Source organism: Steroidobacter sp., assembly GCF_036402275.1.
Classification (GTDB): Bacteria; Pseudomonadota; Gammaproteobacteria; order Steroidobacterales; family Steroidobacteraceae; genus Steroidobacter.
Genome location: NZ_DASWTF010000050.1, coordinates 73871 through 89860, shown reverse-complemented (window position 1 = coordinate 89860; position 15990 = coordinate 73871). Strand labels below are relative to the sequence as shown.

Annotated in this window: 13 protein-coding genes; 7 read left to right on the top strand and 6 right to left on the bottom strand. The window is 62.9% G+C overall.

What is annotated here, in order from left to right; all coding sequences use genetic code 11:
- Window positions 1-177 precede the first annotated feature (177 nt).
- Both VGD45_RS29430 and VGD45_RS29425 read left to right on the top strand, forming a co-directional pair.
- Window positions 178-1182, top strand: a complete 1005-nt coding sequence (locus tag VGD45_RS29430; protein ID WP_331158974.1) for a hypothetical protein — start codon at window positions 178-180, stop codon at window positions 1180-1182.
- Window positions 1183-1189: 7 nt separating this feature from the next.
- On the top strand, window positions 1190-2035 hold the full coding sequence (locus VGD45_RS29425) for an alpha/beta hydrolase family protein (RefSeq protein WP_331158973.1): 846 nt from the start codon (window positions 1190-1192) through the stop codon (window positions 2033-2035).
- 6 nt (window positions 2036-2041) lie between these two features.
- On the opposite strand, the gene VGD45_RS29420 is transcribed toward VGD45_RS29425, so the two are convergent.
- Window positions 2042-3451, bottom strand: coding sequence for an amino acid permease (locus VGD45_RS29420; RefSeq protein ID WP_331158972.1), 1410 nt, complete (start codon window positions 3449-3451; stop codon window positions 2042-2044).
- A 72-nt stretch (window positions 3452-3523) separates the two neighbouring features.
- On the opposite strand from VGD45_RS29420, the gene VGD45_RS29415 reads away from it, so the two are divergent.
- Window positions 3524-4126 (top strand): 5'-nucleosidase, encoded by a 603-nt coding sequence (locus VGD45_RS29415; RefSeq protein WP_331158971.1) that lies wholly within the window; start codon window positions 3524-3526, stop codon window positions 4124-4126.
- Here the strand turns inward: VGD45_RS29415 and VGD45_RS29410 are convergent.
- Complete coding sequence (locus VGD45_RS29410) at window positions 4110-6062, bottom strand: PQQ-binding-like beta-propeller repeat protein (RefSeq protein WP_331158970.1); 1953 nt, start codon at window positions 6060-6062, stop codon at window positions 4110-4112. The two genes, VGD45_RS29415 and VGD45_RS29410, sit on opposite strands and share 17 nt — an antisense overlap.
- Before the next feature lie 181 nt (window positions 6063-6243).
- Between VGD45_RS29410 and VGD45_RS29405 the strand changes: the two genes are divergently transcribed.
- Complete coding sequence (locus VGD45_RS29405; RefSeq protein WP_331158969.1) at window positions 6244-8019, top strand: beta-N-acetylhexosaminidase; 1776 nt, start codon at window positions 6244-6246, stop codon at window positions 8017-8019.
- Between the two features lie 40 nt (window positions 8020-8059).
- Here the strand turns inward: VGD45_RS29405 and VGD45_RS29400 are convergent, their stop codons facing one another.
- On the bottom strand, window positions 8060-8563 hold the full coding sequence (locus VGD45_RS29400; protein ID WP_331158968.1) for a nuclear transport factor 2 family protein: 504 nt from the start codon (window positions 8561-8563) through the stop codon (window positions 8060-8062).
- 261 nt (window positions 8564-8824) lie between these two features.
- Here VGD45_RS29400 and VGD45_RS29395 point away from each other — a divergent pair, with 261 nt between their 5' ends.
- The gene (locus VGD45_RS29395) at window positions 8825-9442 is read left to right on the top strand and encodes a LysE family translocator (protein ID WP_331158967.1); all 618 of its coding nucleotides are present in this window, start codon (window positions 8825-8827) and stop codon (window positions 9440-9442) included.
- Here VGD45_RS29395 and VGD45_RS29390 read toward each other — a convergent pair.
- Complete coding sequence (locus VGD45_RS29390; RefSeq protein WP_331158966.1) at window positions 9439-11943, bottom strand: TonB-dependent receptor; 2505 nt, start codon at window positions 11941-11943, stop codon at window positions 9439-9441. The two genes, VGD45_RS29395 and VGD45_RS29390, sit on opposite strands and share 4 nt — an antisense overlap.
- Before the next feature lie 211 nt (window positions 11944-12154).
- Between VGD45_RS29390 and VGD45_RS29385 the strand changes: the two genes are divergently transcribed.
- Entirely contained in the window at window positions 12155-13198 is a 1044-nt protein-coding gene (locus VGD45_RS29385; RefSeq protein WP_331158965.1) for an NAD(P)-dependent oxidoreductase, read from the top strand.
- Here VGD45_RS29385 and VGD45_RS29380 read toward each other — a convergent pair.
- Together VGD45_RS29380 and VGD45_RS29375 are read right to left on the bottom strand one after the other, a co-directional pair.
- Window positions 13195-14496 (bottom strand): serine hydrolase domain-containing protein, encoded by a 1302-nt coding sequence (locus VGD45_RS29380; RefSeq protein ID WP_331158964.1) that lies wholly within the window; start codon window positions 14494-14496, stop codon window positions 13195-13197. The two genes, VGD45_RS29385 and VGD45_RS29380, sit on opposite strands and share 4 nt — an antisense overlap.
- 121 nt (window positions 14497-14617) lie before the next feature.
- Window positions 14618-14836, bottom strand: a complete 219-nt coding sequence (locus tag VGD45_RS29375; protein WP_331158963.1) for a hypothetical protein — start codon at window positions 14834-14836, stop codon at window positions 14618-14620.
- A 219-nt stretch (window positions 14837-15055) separates the two neighbouring features.
- On the opposite strand from VGD45_RS29375, the gene VGD45_RS29370 reads away from it, so the two are divergent.
- A complete protein-coding gene (locus VGD45_RS29370) occupies window positions 15056-15988 on the top strand; it encodes an aldo/keto reductase (protein WP_331158962.1) in 933 nt (310 codons plus the stop codon).
- Window positions 15989-15990: the final 2 nt, after the last annotated feature.

The window sequence follows — 15990 nt, the reverse complement described above, 5'->3', positions numbered from 1 at the left end:
GGGGCAAGCTAGTTTGCGTTGGGGCATGCTTCGTGTCCACGCACGCACGCCCCGAAAATCGCTGGCTGAACGCCGTCTTGATAAATCTTGTGCATGGCCTGCGACAGTGTCACGTTGACTGCTCGTTAGAATTCGCACTCGCGCTGCGTTCCGAGTCACAGAATGGCGAGGTGGGGGATGAATAAGGGACTGATGATCGGTGTTGCCGTGTCGTTGGCAGTGATTTCCACGACGGCGCACTCGGGGGAAAGCGCAGGCCGGCGCTATCAGCCGCCGCGACTCGCGGACGGCGCGGTCGATCTGCAAGGTGTATGGACCAACGCGACGGCGACACCCATGGAACGCGCCCCAGAGTTGGGGACGCGTCGTGCATTCACGGATGCAGAGGCTGCGGCCATCAGCAAAGCGGCCATCGCAGCGGTCGAGGCCGACGCGCGGCCCAGCGATCCTGACAAAAAGATCGAAGCGACCAGCTCGCTGCCGCCTGTCGGTAATTACAACTTGTTCTGGACGGATCGAGGCATGCACGTCGCGGTCATCGATGGGGAGCCTCGAACCTCGATGATCGTCGAGCCGCTCAACGGTCGCGTGCCTGCGCTGACTGAAGCCGCTCAGCGGCGGATCGAAGCCACGCGGGTCGGTCGTTCGAACGATGGGCCGGAGGGGCGCGCACTCGGTGAGCGGTGTTTGCTGTCGTTCGGTTATGCCTCGGGCCCGCCGATGCTACCGGTCATGTACAACAGCTATTACCAGATCGTGCAGTCGCCCGGTTACGTGATGATCCTGGTTGAGATGGTCCACGATGCGCGCATCATTCGCATCGACGACAAGCATGTGCCAGGCAGCGTGCGCAAATGGATGGGCGATTCCATCGGACGTTGGGAAGGCGACACGCTCGTGGTCGAGACGCGCAACTTTCGCCCGGATCAGAGCTTCCGGGGCTCGTCGGAAAACGCGGTCATCACGGAGCGATTTACCCGGGTGTCGAAGGACAAGATCGTGTATCGCTTCACGATCGACGACCCCGCCACGTTCACCGAGACGATCAAGGGCGAGTTGCCGTTCCAGTCGGCGGACGCGAACATTTACGAATACGCGTGCCACGAGGGAAACTACGCGCTGCCGGGCATTCTGTCCGGCGCCCGGGAAGAGGAGAAGGCAGCCGCGGCGGCTTCCAATTGAGCGTTCGATGAAAACTATCCTGTACCTCTGCGCGCTGCTGGTAGCAGCGCCGTCGTTTGCCAGCGAGATCGTCACACGTGAGTTGAAGTCGACGGCGTTGGAGCGAACCTGGTCGTATGAGGTGTATTTGCCCACTGGGTACGACACGTCGCGGCTGACTTATCCGGTGTTGTATCTATTCCATGGCAACAACGGCTCGCGGCGCGACTGGGTGGAGAAGGGGAAGATTCAAAGCACGGCCGACGCTTTGATCGCCAGTGGCGACATGCCGCCGGCGGTGATCGTGATGCCCGATGCCGGAGTGACCTGGTTCGTCGATCGTAAGGAGAAGATGGAGACGGCCGTGATTCGGGATCTCATTCCCGATGTCGAAAGATATCTGCGGGTGTTGAAGTCGCGCGAGGGACGCCTGATCGGCGGGTTGTCGATGGGCGGCTACGGCGCGTTGCGCTTCGCGTTGAAGTATCCCGAGAAGTTCGCGGCGGCAGCCTTGTTGTCGCCGGCCATTTACGAGCCGCTCCCGCCGCCGAAGTCGAGCGCTCGGTCCGTCGGGACGTTCGGCGAGCCGCAGTTCGACGAGCAGGTGTGGAAGAGTTTGAACTATCCGACGCTGTGGCAAGCGTATCTGGCGAAGAAGACGCCCGTGCCCATGTACATCAATTCCGGCGACGACGATGAGTTCATGATCGAAGCCGAGGCCACCGAGCTGTATTCGCTGCTGAGAGCCAACAAACAGCCCGCCGAGTTGCGCATCGTCGACGGTGCGCACTCGTGGGCTGTGTGGGCGGGCACGGTGGGTGACGCCATGAAATACATCTTTCGTTACTCGGCCAAGCCCGCCTCGGCCGAGTAAGTCACATCACGCCCGAGCCAAGGCGCTCTGGAACCGGGCGTAGATGAAATACACCGCGATGCCGATCGCGTTCCAGATCAAAAACGTATAGATCGTCACGCGCGGCAGGCTGGCGAACAGATAGGCGCAACCGACGATCGCTCCCAGCGCGACCAGCATCGGCGCGGGCGTACGGAACGGTCGCGGCGCCGTGGGCGCTTTGTTTCTCAACACCAGCATGCACACCGCGACGGCCATGAACGCCACCAGTGTGCCCGCGTTTGCGACCTCGGCGATTCGCTGCAGCGGCAGGAAGCCGGCGATGATGGCGACGATCACGCCGGTGATCATGGTCATCAACACAGGCGTACCCGATGACTCGTTGACTGCGCTCAGACGTTGCGGCAGCAGCCCGTCACGCGCCATCACGAAGAAGATGCGCGACTGACCGTACATGAACGCCATGATCACGGTAGGAAGCGCCACCACTGCCGCGACGCCGATCCACCTCGCGGCGCCTGGATGATTCAGCGTTCGTAACACCATGGCGAGCGGCTCGGAGCTCGCGGCCAACGCGTCGGTGCGCGTGCTGCCGATAGCGGCGGCAGCGACCACCATGTAGATGAGCGTGCAGGCGACCATGGAACCGACGATGCCGATCTTGAGATCCCGGCCGGGATCTTTTGCTTCCTCGGCCGCCGTGGACACCGCATCGAAACCATAGAACGCGAAGAAGATCAACGCGGCAGCGCCCATCATGCCGTACTTGGCGTCGCCGATTTCTTTCGCACCGAAGCCGTGGGGCGCGAATGGCTCGAAGTTGTTCATGTCGAAGGCGGGAATCGCCAAAGCGATGAAAGTCGCGAGCGCGAGCAACTTCACGAACACGAGAACCATGTTCACCGTCGCGCTCTCGCGAGAACCCAGTGCGAGCAACCCGGCAACCGCCAGTGCAATCACGATGGCGGGCAGATTGATCACGCCGCCCGCGGCCGGCCCAGCAATTAAAGCTTCGGGAAGATCGAGGCCGACCGAGCGCATGAAGCCGGCTGCGTAGCCGGACCAACCGACGGCGACGACGCTACATACAACCGTGTATTCGAGAATCAACGTCCAGCCGACGAACCAAGCGGGCAACTCACCCAGCGCCACGTAGCTGTATGTGTAGGCACTGCCGGCCATGGGCATCATCGTCGACATCTCGGTGTACGCCAGTGCCGCGCAAGCGCAAACCAAGCCGGCGACGACGAACGACATGATCACGGCAGGGCCGGCCAGCCCCGCGCCCACGCCGATCAGCGTATAGATGCCGGTGCCGACGATGCCACCGATGCCCAAGCACATCAGATGCGGCCAGCCCAGCGTGGGCCGAAGCGCGCTGTGCGATTGCCGGGCGCTGACGGACTCGAGACTCTTGCGGCGATTCCAGAAAGCCATGGCGCTCCCCATTGTTCGTGTGGCGCGCATTGTAAGCCCGTGCGTCTGCTGGCGCGCTATGATGGCGCCAACATGTCCAATCCTCAGTTTCCCGATCCGTTGTTGGTGATGGCGCTGCCGCTCGAAAGCCAGGGCTTGTTCGAGCGCGCCAATATTCCGGTGTTGTATACCGGCATTGGCAAAGTGAACGCGGCGTACGCGCTGACGCGACGACTCGTTGCCTATGCGCATGCCGGCGCGCCCGCGCCGCAAGTCGTCAACTTCGGCACAGTAGGCAGCCGTGTGCATCCGACCGGGACGGTGTTGGAATGTCACGCGTTCGTGCAGCGGGACATGGATGTGACAGGGCTCGGTGTACCGCTCGGCGTTACGCCCTTCGAAGAGGACATTCCCGCTCGCTTGGAATTTCCGCCGCGCTTCGATGAATTGCCGCGCGGTGTTTGCGGCAGCGGCGATTCGTTCGTGATGGTCCAGGGCGCGATGGAGTGCGACGTGGTCGACATGGAAGCGTATGCGCTCGCTAAAGTGTGCTGGATGGAGCGCGTCCCATTCACGGCGGTGAAGTATGTGACCGACGGCGCGGATCACGCCGCCGGCCAGGATTGGCACAGCAATCTCAAGCTTGCCGCGGCTCAGTTCCTGGCCTTGTACGAGCGCTTCACGGCGAAGGCGTGACCGGCGTTTGTTTGGCCTTCGGTCGGAACGCGAGCAGCACGTTGCCGGGCATCTGCCCGAACAATCCGTAGCCCGAGCTGACGAACAGCATGCCGTTGGCTGCGACGATGGTCGCATTGTCGATCGAGCCGCCGGTCGCGGTCACGCCGTTGAACGTATCGAAGGCGCGAGCCGTGTCGAATTTGAACAGCAGCTCGCCGGTCTTCGCGTCGAACGCATGCAGGAAGCCGTCGAGGCTGCCGCTGATGACTGCGCCATCGATTACGGTGGGCGCGCCGGAGAAGCCGATGTTGGTTTCGCAGGCTTTGACCAGTTCGGCGCGCTTGCCGGTGCAGTCCGGCGTCGCTGTATATGTCCATTCCACTGCGCCGTTGTCGACGCGCACGGCATGCAGCCCCGGCTTTTGTGAGCCGAAGGTCTTGGCGGTGAAGGATGCATAGGGTCGATTGATCGGCGCGAACACGCGCGTGCCGTCGTAAGCGATGCCCCAATGAATGCCTCCGAGCGGCGAGCCTTCACCGAAATCCTGTCGCCACAGCAGTTTGCCGTCGCGGTCCGGATCGAGCGCCCACAAGGTGCCGGACTTCTGTCCCGCGAGTAACACATCCGAACCATCGGCGCGCTGCGCGATGATCACCGAAGCGCCGAAGTCGACATCACGATGCACGGAGTTCTTGGGGCAGTTCAGGCCGTTGCGATTGCGTGCGCAGGCAGTGAGAAAGATATCGTTCTCGGTGGCTTGGAACGACCAGCGAATGCGGCCGTCTTTGAGATCGATAGCGAGAATTGCATCGGTCGTCGGAGCAGCGGGCTCCGAAGTCGCTTCGCCCGTGCCGACGTACAACACGCCGCGCTTTGCATCGATGGCGGGTGACGTCCAGATCGGCGCGCCCGAGGGGCCGTAGATCATCTTGCCGTCCCCACGGTCGCGCACGGGCTTGGCTTCTTCCATCGTGTGCGCGGTCCAGATCTTTTTGCCGGTGGTTGCGTCGAGCGCGGTCACTGCGCCGTGCGTGCGGCAACACTCGTGATCGTTGTTGCCGCCCAACGAGATCTCATATTGAGAGATGGGCACATACACGCGATCGCCATGAATCGCGGGCGTGCCGGTGGTCAGCGACAGGGGATACAAGCCGACGTACTCGATCCACAGCAACTGGCCGGTGGCCGCATCCAGCATGTGGACCTTGGAGGCGATATCGCTGAACACGACGACCTTGCGACCGTTCGGCAACTGCCCGAAGGCCGCGCTGGTTCGCAGCGGTGTTTCGTGGGAGTAAACCCACTGCACGCACGGTTGCGCCGAAATGTCGATGGCGAACAGCCGCTGCGCATCGGCGACGGGCAGGAACAACGTCGAGCCGACGATGGCCGGTTGCGAGCGCATCTGGGTGGCCTTCGGAAAGCCCATCGCCCAGGCCAGTTCGAGATTGCGCATGTCGGCCGTGCGCAGCCCGGCCTGCGACGCGCTGAGTTGCCGATGGTTCTTGGGGTCGAAGCCGAAGCCGGTGACGGTCGCCGGTCCATCCAGCTTCGCCGTGCGTCGCTCGGGCCCGCACATCGAGCTCGTCAGCCATTCATCGGAAGTCGCTTCCCGGCCCACCAGGTAATCGATCACTGCCGCCTTCTGAGTGGCGTTGAGCAGCGAAGCCTGCACCTTCATTTTGCCTTCGTTCAAGGCATACAGGATGGTCTGGTAACGCATGGCCTTGAGCGTGTCCAACGAGGGCGCGCGCGTGGCTTCGGGCTGGTTGTGACAGGCGGCGCAGCTCTGTTCGTAGACGGCTTTGCCGGGATGAGGCGCCATCGCGGCCTGCGCCCTGGCCAGGGCGGCGGCATCGTGACCTCCCTGTTGAGCCATCGCCGGCTGGCCCAAGGCGAGCAGTACAGCCCAGGCTCCAGTCGCCACGGTCCGAATCGCAGCTTTGGTCAGCATCGTATTGATCCCCCCTCGTAGCCGCTATTAGAGTCAGGACCGGTCGCCGCCGCCACCTAAGAATTGTGTGGGAGGCGCGGCGGGCATACCTCCTGCATGCGATTGGCGATACGAACGATCGCGCCATCCGGATTCGCTGCTCCGAGCTCGCGAAACGAGCATGGCGTTGGGAGGAAACATAATGACGAGCAGACTGGTCGCTGCTGTTTCGGTGTTCTTTTGCCTGGTCTCGGGCGCTGGCGCTGCCGAGCGTCCCGCCGAGATTTCGCTGATTCCCTGGCCCGCCAGCGTGCAACAGGAGGGCGGCTCGTTCACGCTCGAATCGCAGTCCCAGATCGTCTGGGAAGGCGACGCCCGGGCGCAGGCAGTGGCGCACTACTTTGGTGAATTGGTCGAGCGAACGCGCGGTATACGCCCCGTGATCGTACAAGGCTCGGCCCAGGATGCGCCAAAACGATCCGTTGTTTTCGCATTGGGCGGCGGCAGCGGCGCGGGGCCGGAGGCGTATCGACTCGAAGTTTCGCCACGCATGGCGCTGGTTTCAGCCGCCGATCCTCGTGGCTTGTTCAACGGCGCCGTGACGCTGTGGCAGTTGGCCAGCCAGCAAACCAGCGTCGTACCGGAAGTGCGCATCCCGGCGGTACGCATCGAGGATGCGCCTCGCATGCGCTGGCGCGGCGTGTTGCTGGACTCCGCGCACCAGTATCAGACGGTGGACTTCATCAAGCGCTACATCGATTTCATGGCGCTCCACAAGCTCAACGTATTGCATTGGCATCTGGTCGGCGATCAGGCGTGGCGGCTGCAGATCCCCAAATATCCCAAGCTCACCGGCGGCCTCAGCTCGTACTCGGCGGAGGACGTGCGCGAGGTGGTGGAGCACGCCGCCACTCGCAACGTGATGGTGGTGCCCGGGCTCGAGATGCCGGGACACGCCACAGCGGCAGTCACAGCGTATCCGACGCTGCGGGCCGCCGATGCGCCAGGCGGCGCGAACAGCCTGTACAACGTCGAAGAAGAAACGTTTGCATTCTTCGATGCCGTGTTCGCGCAAATCGCCGCGTCGTTCCCAGCCGAGTACATACACATCGGCGCGGACGACGTTCCCAAGGAGCAATGGAAACAATCGGCCAGCGTGCAAGCGCGCATGCGCGAGTTGGGCATCGTCAACGAAGCCCGCCTGCAGCGTTATTTCTTCGAGCGCATCGGCCAGCTCACGCAGAAGCACCGCAAGCGCATCGTGGGCTGGGACAGCATTTTCGGCGGCGGCGTGCCGGCCGATTCGGTGATCATGACCGCGCGTGGCCTGGATGGCGCGCTCGGGGCCGTGGCGTCCGGCCACGAGGTGATTGTTTCTTCATCGAGCCTGTTGAGCTTCGATCGCCCGCAGACCGCGCGGCTGGGCGAGCGCGTCAAAGCCGGCGACATTCTCAGCCTGGCCGACGTGTATCGCTTCGATCCCGCCCCCGCAGCCTTGTCGCCGCAGGATCGCAGCCGGCTGGTCGGCGTCCACGCCAGCGTCTGGACCCGCACGGACGGCAATGAAGCGGAGATCGAATCCATGACCTTCCCTCGCGCCGCCGCCTTGGCCGAAACTGGCTGGACCCCGTCCTCGGAGCTGCGCTGGGCCGATTTCCCAACGCGCCTCGTGGCAATGATGGCGCGCTATTCGCGATTGGGATTGCGGTTCAGCGACGCGGCGTTTCGCCCGATGGCGTTCAAGCGTGGCGAGTCCGGCGATCGCGTCTCGGTCGAGCTCGCCAAGCAGGCGCCGCTGGGAGAAATCCGATACACCGTCAACGGCGCGGAACCGACCGCCAGGTCTCCGGTCTATGCCGACGTCTTTGAAGTGCCGCGGGCAACGGTGATCAAGGCCGCTGTGTTCCACAACGGCGAGCCCTTGTCCCGGACCACCTCGATCGATGTCGCCAGAGACATCGCGGGTGGTCCGATGTGATTTCCAATGCAAGAGCTGGCCGAAGCCAGGGCCGGGCGGTTCAGCCGCCCTGCTCCTCCTCTTCAGCCTGCGCCACGGATACGGCCGTCGGCGGCGCTACGTCGGTGTTGTACATCACGCGATACAGCTTCCATTCGCCATTGCGATTGCGCCACACGTGCATGTACTTGCCTTCCTCGATGTCGGACCCACGCCGGACGTCGCGCACCCGATAGTGACCTTGCTCGATAGCGATGTCGTCTCTCACCAGGCTCATATCGGCTTCGGTGTTGAACGACACCACCGGCGTCATCTGATCTTTCAGGAACGTGGCGATGCCATCGCGACCGGTGACCGCCGGGCCGCGCTCCGGCAGGATCTGCGCATCGTCGTCGAACAATTTGAGGCAGCCGTCCAGATCGTCGGCATTGAAGCAGCGCTCGAACGATTGCACGACAGCTCTAGGTAAGGTGTCGCTGCCGTTACTACCGCAGCCCCCCAGCGTGACGCCGAGCAGTGCTCCGAGCGTCAGCATCGTCCTTGAGTATCCAGCCACAGTGTTCATGATCGTTCCCCCGTGACTCCATCTCATTGACGCGACTTCGCGTAGCGGCGAGTGCGTCGTTGCCACCCGCAGCAAAAGAATATTCCCGGGTCCATGGGGCGTCACCACGGTTATCCGAGAGCCTCGCGGTCACGGAATCGAAAAGATCATCTGCGCTACACATGTCCACCTGCGAGCCCGGACGATTTCCGGTTATTCTCGGCGCAGTTGCTGTGTGAGTCCTCCGAGGCACGGATGGCTCGAAGCGGGCAGGAGGACGATATGTCTTTGTATGGGCTTCTGGTTTTCTCGGCGATTTATATGCTGGCCGTGGCTTCGCCCGGTCCGGGCGTGGCGGCGGTGATCGCGCGGTCGCTGGCGAAAGGCACGCGCGGCGCGCCGGCGTTCATCGCGGGCTTCCTGGTCGGCGATCTCATTTGGTTTTCATTTGCGGCTACCGGCCTGGCGGCGCTGGCGCAGAGTGCTCACACCGTGTTCGTGGTGGTGAAGTACGCCGGCGCGGCATATCTGCTGTATCTCGCCTACAAGCTGTGGACCGCGCCGGCGGTAGCGGCCGATGAAGCTCCGGACCTCGAGCAAGGCCAGAAACCCTTTCAGCTGTTCCTGGGCAGCCTGGCGCTGACCCTCGCCAACCCCAAGACCATGGTGTTTTTCCTGGCGCTGTTGCCGACGGTCGTGTCTCTGGAGCAACTGACGTTGCTGGGCTTCGTGGAAATGGTCGTGGCGATTTCGATTTTGCTGCCGCTGACCCTCGGCGCTTACGTACTGCTCGCCGCCCGGGCGCGTCGGGTATTCAAGAGTGCGACGGCGGTACGCAGGATCAATCGTGGCACGGGGGCCGCGATGGCCTGCGCAGCCGTCGCAGTGGCTACTCGTTAGAAACTGTACGTCAATCGGCCGTAAACGAAGCGTCCGGAGCGGCCGAACGGCGAGTAGTTGGAGAACGACTGCGTGCCGGTCGCGTTGACCTGGTACGGCAGCGGATCCGGGTACTCGTCCGTGACGTTGTCGGCGCCGACCGCGACCTTGAGCTGGTCGGTGACTGACAGGCGCGCTTCGAGGTCCACCAGCGTCTCCGGCGACATGGTGAAGTCCAGGGCCGGGTTCGCATCCGGCCACAAGGCTTCGCCATAGCGTGTCGCCCGCAACGTGGCGCCCCAGCCGCCGAGCTGCCAGTTGATGGCCGCCGCGTATTTATCTTCCGGCGTGCCTTCCTCGAAACTCAGCACATTGATGCGGCCGAACAGTACCGGCGGGGTCGGCAGCGCCGACAGCTGCGGCGTCGTCGGCACTTTCGTGACATCCGTGGAGTTGTAGTTCGCCGTCAGGGTGAAGTCGAAGCGGCCCAGCGCGTCGGTCGTGAGCGGATAGCTCAGCACGATATCCACGCCTTCGGTTTCCGTCTCCACGCCGTTGATGAAAAAGCGGCCGCCGCCGATGCCGACGAAGCCCAGGCCGGTGAGATAGCTCACCACGGCGGGCGAGGTAAGATTCTCCGACAGGACGATGCGGTCATCGATGTCGATGCGATACGCATCGATGGTGATCGTGAGATCGCCGAGACGCGCCACGGCTCCCAGCGAGTAGTTCAACGACTCCTCGGCGTCGAGCGGCTGCGCGCCCAGGGCGATGGCGGCTGGATTGTTCACCGGGAAAGTCGCGATGTCGAACGGGACGCCGCTGATGAAGTTGGTGGACGTGGTCGAGAAGTACTGCTGTTGCAACGATGGCGCCTTGAAGCCGTTCTGCACCGAGGCGCGCAGCGCGAAGTTTTCGGTGAAGTCATAACGAAGCGCGATCTTGCCGGCGAGATTCTCACCGAAGTCCGAATAACTCTCGCCGCGCAGGGCCACTGACGCCAGGAACTGCTCTGTCAGATTGGCCTCCAGGTCGATGTATGCGCCGACAGCGGTGCGGTCTTCGTCGACTTCATTCTCGGGCCGGAACCCTGGGAACACCTGCGCACCGGATTGCGCCGGTAAGCCGTTCGGCAAGCGGACACCGCCATTGCGATAAGAGTCCGGCTCGCCCGCATCGATGCCGAATGTTTCTCGCCGCGCTTCCACGCCGATCGCGATGTTGAGCGGCGAGGCGAGACCCACGTCGACCGTGCGCACGCCGGAAACGTTCAGCGTCAACTGATCGTAATCGAAACCGCCGGAATCGAACGAAGTCTTGCTGGCCGGACCGAGCGAGCGGTTCAACGAGTTCTCCACCCGGAAGTCCATTTCGTTGCGGCCGTAGCTCAACGAGGAATCCATGTTCCATTCGCCCAGGCTCCAGCTGGCGCCGAACGCGGCCGACAGGTCGATGACTTCAGGGGCGATCTTCGGCAGGTAGCCGTCGGGATAGATCTCGATGGTGTTGCGAGGATCGCCGGCGGGCCGGTAGAAGCCCGCCGAGAGCGCGTCACGATCCTGATAACTCGCCCAGCCGTAGACGGTCGCGCCGCTCGCGACTTCATACTCGGCATTCACGAACAATGTTTTCTGTTCGAGCTCCGGTTCGCCATACCAGGAATTCCAGCGATCGAAGGTGGTCTCGCGGGGATCGTAGGCGCTGCCCACCAGCGGGTACTGCTGGCGTATGTCATAGCCGCCGCGCTCGGTGTGCTCCTGATCCTTGTACTCGGCGGCAATCACCACGGAACCGGTGGTGCCGATGGGCAATCCTTTCCATGCCGAAACAGTGAGCGTCTCGCCGTCGGACTGGTCACGACCGAGTCGCCCTGGGGCGGACCACGTGGCGTTGGGTGCGACGACCGGGCCGACGATCACGTCGTAGCTGGTTTCTCGCCAGCCGTAAGTGACGCCGGCGTCACCGCCGTCGTCGTCGGTCCTGAGTCGCAGATTGATGACACCGGCGATGGCGTCCGAACCATATTGGGCCGACGCGCCATCGCGTAACACTTCCACGGATTGAATGATGGCGTTCGGGATGGTGTTGAGATCCACCGCCGTCGAGCCGCGACCGATGCTTTGGTTGATGTTGACCAGTGCGGCTTGATGCCGACGTTTGCCGTTGACCAGCACCAATGTCTGGTCGGGCGCGAGTCCGCGTAGCGTCGCTGGCCGCACCGTGTCAGTACCGTCGTTCAAGCCGGGCCGCGGAAAGTTGAATGAGGGCACGGTCACCGACAGGGCCTGACTCACTTCGGTGACGCCCAGATTTTGCAGTTGTTCGCCGCTCACGACGTCGACGGGCACCGCCGTATCCAGCGCCGAGCGATTGGCGACACGGGTGCCGGTGACGATGATCTGTTCCATATCGGCCTCGTCCTCGGTGGCAGCCTCCTGGGCGGGCGCCGTGGTCGCGAGGAACAAGGGCAAAATTACAAACGAGGCGCGGGCGGAGCTGTGAATACGGTTGTTGTTGTCCATAACTCACTCCCAAGCGGTGGACCAGAAAGGGGATGTAATACGCTCCCGATGAAATAGCAACGGTGGTGTTGCTTTGCGCGGTGCGCGCTTGCGAGCGCAAAAAATTTTCGTTGCGAGGAACGAACATACGGCCTCGTGCATTGGTGTGAGTCGCGTATAACTTTTTCAAACGCGTTTCGAACAATATCGGCGGCTGTATATGCGGATGTTTGTGACTGGCGCCACAGGCTTCATCGGCGCGCACTTCGTCGAGCGTGCCTTGGCGGCGGGCCACGAAGTCATTGGCCTCTACCGTAGTAATGGTCCGAAACATCGTGCCGATATCGAGCGCTTGACCGCGCGCGGGGCCAGGCTCCATCGCGGCGACATCCTGAAGCCTGAGTCTTTTGCCGACGCGCTGCGTGGCGTCGATTGCGTTTGTCACTTTGCCGCTGCATTCCGGGAGTCCGGCGCCGACGAGGCGTACTTCGAACGAATGAATGTCAAAGGCACGACGAACGTGGTCAAGGCGGCCGTCGCCGCCGGCGTCAAACGTTTCGTTCACTGTGGCACTGCTGGCATCTACGGCCAGCGCGTGGCGGGTACGATCGACGAACAGACTCCGATCCGTCCTTGGAACAGCTACGAACGCAGCAAGCTCGCCGCCGACGAGCGCGTGCGGACCCTCGCCAGCGAGGCGGGCATGGAGTACGTGATCCTTCGGCCGACGGCGGTGTACGGGCCCCGCGACGAGCGATTGTTGAAACTGTTTCGCTCGGTGGCCAAGGGACGGTTTCCTTTGTTCGGCACCGGCGACGGCCGCCGTCATATGATTTACGTCACCGACCTCGCCGATGCTTTCCTGCGTGCGTGCACGACGCCGTTGGCGCCAAATCGCGAGTTGATCGTCGCGGGACCGAAGGCGGTCCCGTTGCGAGAGATGTTACAAACGATTGCGCGCGCCGCGAATCGTTCAGCGTTCGGTCCGTGCCTGCCGCTCGGCCCCATGCTGGCCCTGGCGGCGGTGGTCGAGGACACGTGCAAGGTGCTCAAGATCAAACCGCCGATTTATCGTCGGCGCATGGATTTTTATCTGAACGATGCCGCGTTCGATTCGAGGCAGGCCCAGCGGTTGCTGGGCTGGCAGCCCAAGGTCGATCTCGCCGAGGGTTTCGCCGCAACGCTAGGCGCGTTGCGGCAGAAAAGACCCACCGCCACGCTGGCACAGGCCTATGTGGCGGTTTCGTTGATTGCGTTGTTGGCGGGCGATTACTAGTTATTGGGCAGCAGCGACTGGTACACCAGGCTCGCGAACTTCTCCCGGAAGTCAGTGTTGTTCGGCATGAGCTGGATCATCAGCACCACCACCAGGCCGGAGGTGGGATCGACGCGATAGTTGCTGCCGTAAGCGCCGCCCCAGCCGAAAGTTCCCGGCGCCTCCATCCCGCTCGCACCGTAGCTTTCCACCACTTCGAAGCCGAAGCCGAATCCCATGCGCGGCTTGTTATAAATATCGCCGATCTGATTGGTGGTCATCAGTGCGACGCTGCGTGGGGACAGAATGCGAGCGTTGCCCAACACGCCGCCGTTGCGAATCGCTTCGAGAAAGCGCGCATAGTCTCGCGCGGTCGACACCAGGCCGGCGCCGCCCGCGAAATTTTTGCGAGGACCGTCGACGTAGTGACCCTGGCCTTTCGCGTCGTCGGCCGAGCGCACGATCTTGCCGTTGGAGCCCGAGGCGTACACTGCCGCGAGCCGGCGACGCTGCTCCTTGGGCAAAAAGAAATAAGTGTCTCGCATGCCCAGCGGCTGAGTGATGTGAGTACGGAAGTACTCGTCCAGCGGCATGCCGGAGGCGCGCTCGACGACGCAACCGAGAATGTCCGTGTTGTAGCCATACACGAATTCGGCGCCGGGTTGCGCCACGAACGGCAACGACGCGAGTCGCGCCATGGTCGTGCAGGTCTGCTCGTTCTTATCGGCCGTGTACCAGCCGTGGCCCGCCGCGGGGCCGAGCGACTTTTCGGCATACAGCGAGGAGATGCCGGGCTGTGTGCCATAGGAAATGCCGGCAGTGTGCGTCAGCAGGTCGCGCAGCGTGATCGCGCGATTGGCGGGCACGGTGGTGGCTTGATCCTTGACGTACACCGTGGTCTTGGCGAATTCCGGGATGAACTTGCTGACCGGATCGGTGACCACGAGCTTGCCTTGCTCCTGCAGTTGCAGGATGGCGGCGCTGGTCAGCGCCTTGGTCTGCGAGGCGATGCGAAAGATGGTGTCCGTGGTCATCTTCGTGCCGGCTTCCTTGTCGGCCCAGCCGGCCGCGTGCTCGTACACGGGCTGGCCGTTTTGCAGGATCAAGGCGACGGCGCCCGCGATCAGATTCTCGTCGACGTACTTCTGCATCAAGCCGTCGATGCTCGCGAGGCGCTCTTTGGAAATGCTGGTGGCGGCGGCGATCTGGGCTCGCGCGCCATTCGGAGCGGTCCAGCTTTCGGTCTGCGGAGTGTCGGCGAGCGCGGCGCTGCTCAACAGGGCCGTCAGCAATGTCGTCGTTAAGAAAGGCGTGCGCATTGAGTGTCCTTGTTGCTGTCCCGAAAATGAACGGACGGCAGCGATTCTACTGATCGAGCGCACAAAAAAAGAGCCACCGCCGCGAGCCCCGCGACGATGGCTTCCGGGAAAGCGAATTGGGTCAGTGGGCGAAGTTCGAGCCGGGCGTCGGTCCTGGATTCACGAGGGTGCGGGTCGCGTCGTCGTGCAGGTGAGCGAGTGTGGGCTGCACGGCCGTGCTGACGGGGTGCTCGCCAGTCGTCGCCGCAGGCTGCGGTTCCGCGTTCACGATCGCCATGCCCAGTAGCGATGTCGTTATCGCCAGTGCCGCCCACGCAGCCGATGCTCTCGTCGATCTCATGCCTGCTCTCAGGAAACGAATTGCCGTTGCTGCAATATTCGCCAAGGCCAGGGCGGTCGGATGCAGTGTGACTGCTATGTTATTGACAACGTTCGTATATCGCCGTCATAAACGCGCTCCGCGCGCGTCGTTCAGCTTGCGCGGGAGTCAGCATCGAGTCAGCGTCCGGTCAGCCGCTGAGAGTCAAATGGTGTGAGTGGGATCCATTCGGAGGTCGTTGTGAGTTCAGTGGTCACGCGTCGGACAGTGCTCAAGGGCGGGGTTGCCGCGGGTGTCGGTCTTGCAATGGGCGGTGTGGTCGCGAACGCGGCCGCAAACTCGGCAGTCATCACCAAGCCCATTCCATCCACCGGCGAGTTGTTGCCCGTGGTGGGCCTCGGCACCAATCAATACAGCGTGACTGCGCCCGAAGAGATCGCCGCACGTCGCGAGGTGCTGCAGAATTTTCCGAAGCTGGGCGCGAAGGTCATCGACACCGCGCGCGGCTACGGCGAGTCCGAAGTGGTCATCGGCAACCTGCTCAAGGAGCTGGGCAATCGTGACCAGATCTTCCTCGCCACCAAGACGTCGATTCGCGGTGAGCCGGCCGGCGGCGACGGCGAGCTGGAGCTCGCATTCCAGCGCTTGCAGACCGATCGCATCGATCTGTTGCAGATTCATAACTTCAACGCCATCGACACGCTGTTCCCGAAGCTGCTGGAGTGGAAGCAGGCGAAGAAGGTGCGCTACGTCGGCATCACGACGTCCACCGACGATCAGTATCCGCAGATGCTGGACGCGATGAGCAAGCTCAAGCTCGACTTCATCCAGGTGGATTATTCCATCGACAACCGCGGCGCCGATGAGAAGATCCTGCCGCTCGCGAAAGAGAAGGGCATCGCCGTGCTGGTCAACGTGCCGCTCGGCGGTCGTCGTGGCAGCGTGCTGGCGAAGGTGAAGGACAAGCCGTTGCCGGCCTGGGCCGCGGACTACGACGCAACCAGCTGGGCGCAGCTGTTCTTGAAGTACGACATCTCACATCCGGCGGTGACCGCCGTCATTCCGGGCACCACCAAGATCGCGCACTTGAAAGACAACCAGCTGGCCGGCCGCGGCCGCTTGCCGGATGCGGCCGGCCGCAAGCGCATCGAGGAGCTGTGGGCGACAGTCTGAGC

What these genes read in the sequence shown, in the direction of transcription:
- VGD45_RS29430 (WP_331158974.1), top strand. Translation starts at nt 178, where the DNA reads ATGAATAAGGGACTGATGATCGGTGTTGCCGTGTCGTTGGCAGTGATT.
- VGD45_RS29425 (WP_331158973.1), top strand. Translation starts at nt 1,190, where the DNA reads ATGAAAACTATCCTGTACCTCTGCGCGCTGCTGGTAGCAGCGCCGTCG.
- VGD45_RS29420 (WP_331158972.1), bottom strand. Translation starts at nt 3,451, where the DNA reads ATGGCTTTCTGGAATCGCCGCAAGAGTCTCGAGTCCGTCAGCGCCCGG.
- VGD45_RS29415 (WP_331158971.1), top strand. Translation starts at nt 3,524, where the DNA reads ATGTCCAATCCTCAGTTTCCCGATCCGTTGTTGGTGATGGCGCTGCCG.
- VGD45_RS29410 (WP_331158970.1), bottom strand. Translation starts at nt 6,062, where the DNA reads ATGCTGACCAAAGCTGCGATTCGGACCGTGGCGACTGGAGCCTGGGCT.
- VGD45_RS29405 (WP_331158969.1), top strand. Translation starts at nt 6,244, where the DNA reads ATGACGAGCAGACTGGTCGCTGCTGTTTCGGTGTTCTTTTGCCTGGTC.
- VGD45_RS29400 (WP_331158968.1), bottom strand. Translation starts at nt 8,563, where the DNA reads ATGAACACTGTGGCTGGATACTCAAGGACGATGCTGACGCTCGGAGCA.
- VGD45_RS29395 (WP_331158967.1), top strand. Translation starts at nt 8,825, where the DNA reads ATGTCTTTGTATGGGCTTCTGGTTTTCTCGGCGATTTATATGCTGGCC.
- VGD45_RS29390 (WP_331158966.1), bottom strand. Translation starts at nt 11,943, where the DNA reads ATGGACAACAACAACCGTATTCACAGCTCCGCCCGCGCCTCGTTTGTA.
- VGD45_RS29380 (WP_331158964.1), bottom strand. Translation starts at nt 14,496, where the DNA reads ATGCGCACGCCTTTCTTAACGACGACATTGCTGACGGCCCTGTTGAGC.
- VGD45_RS29375 (WP_331158963.1), bottom strand. Translation starts at nt 14,836, where the DNA reads ATGAGATCGACGAGAGCATCGGCTGCGTGGGCGGCACTGGCGATAACG.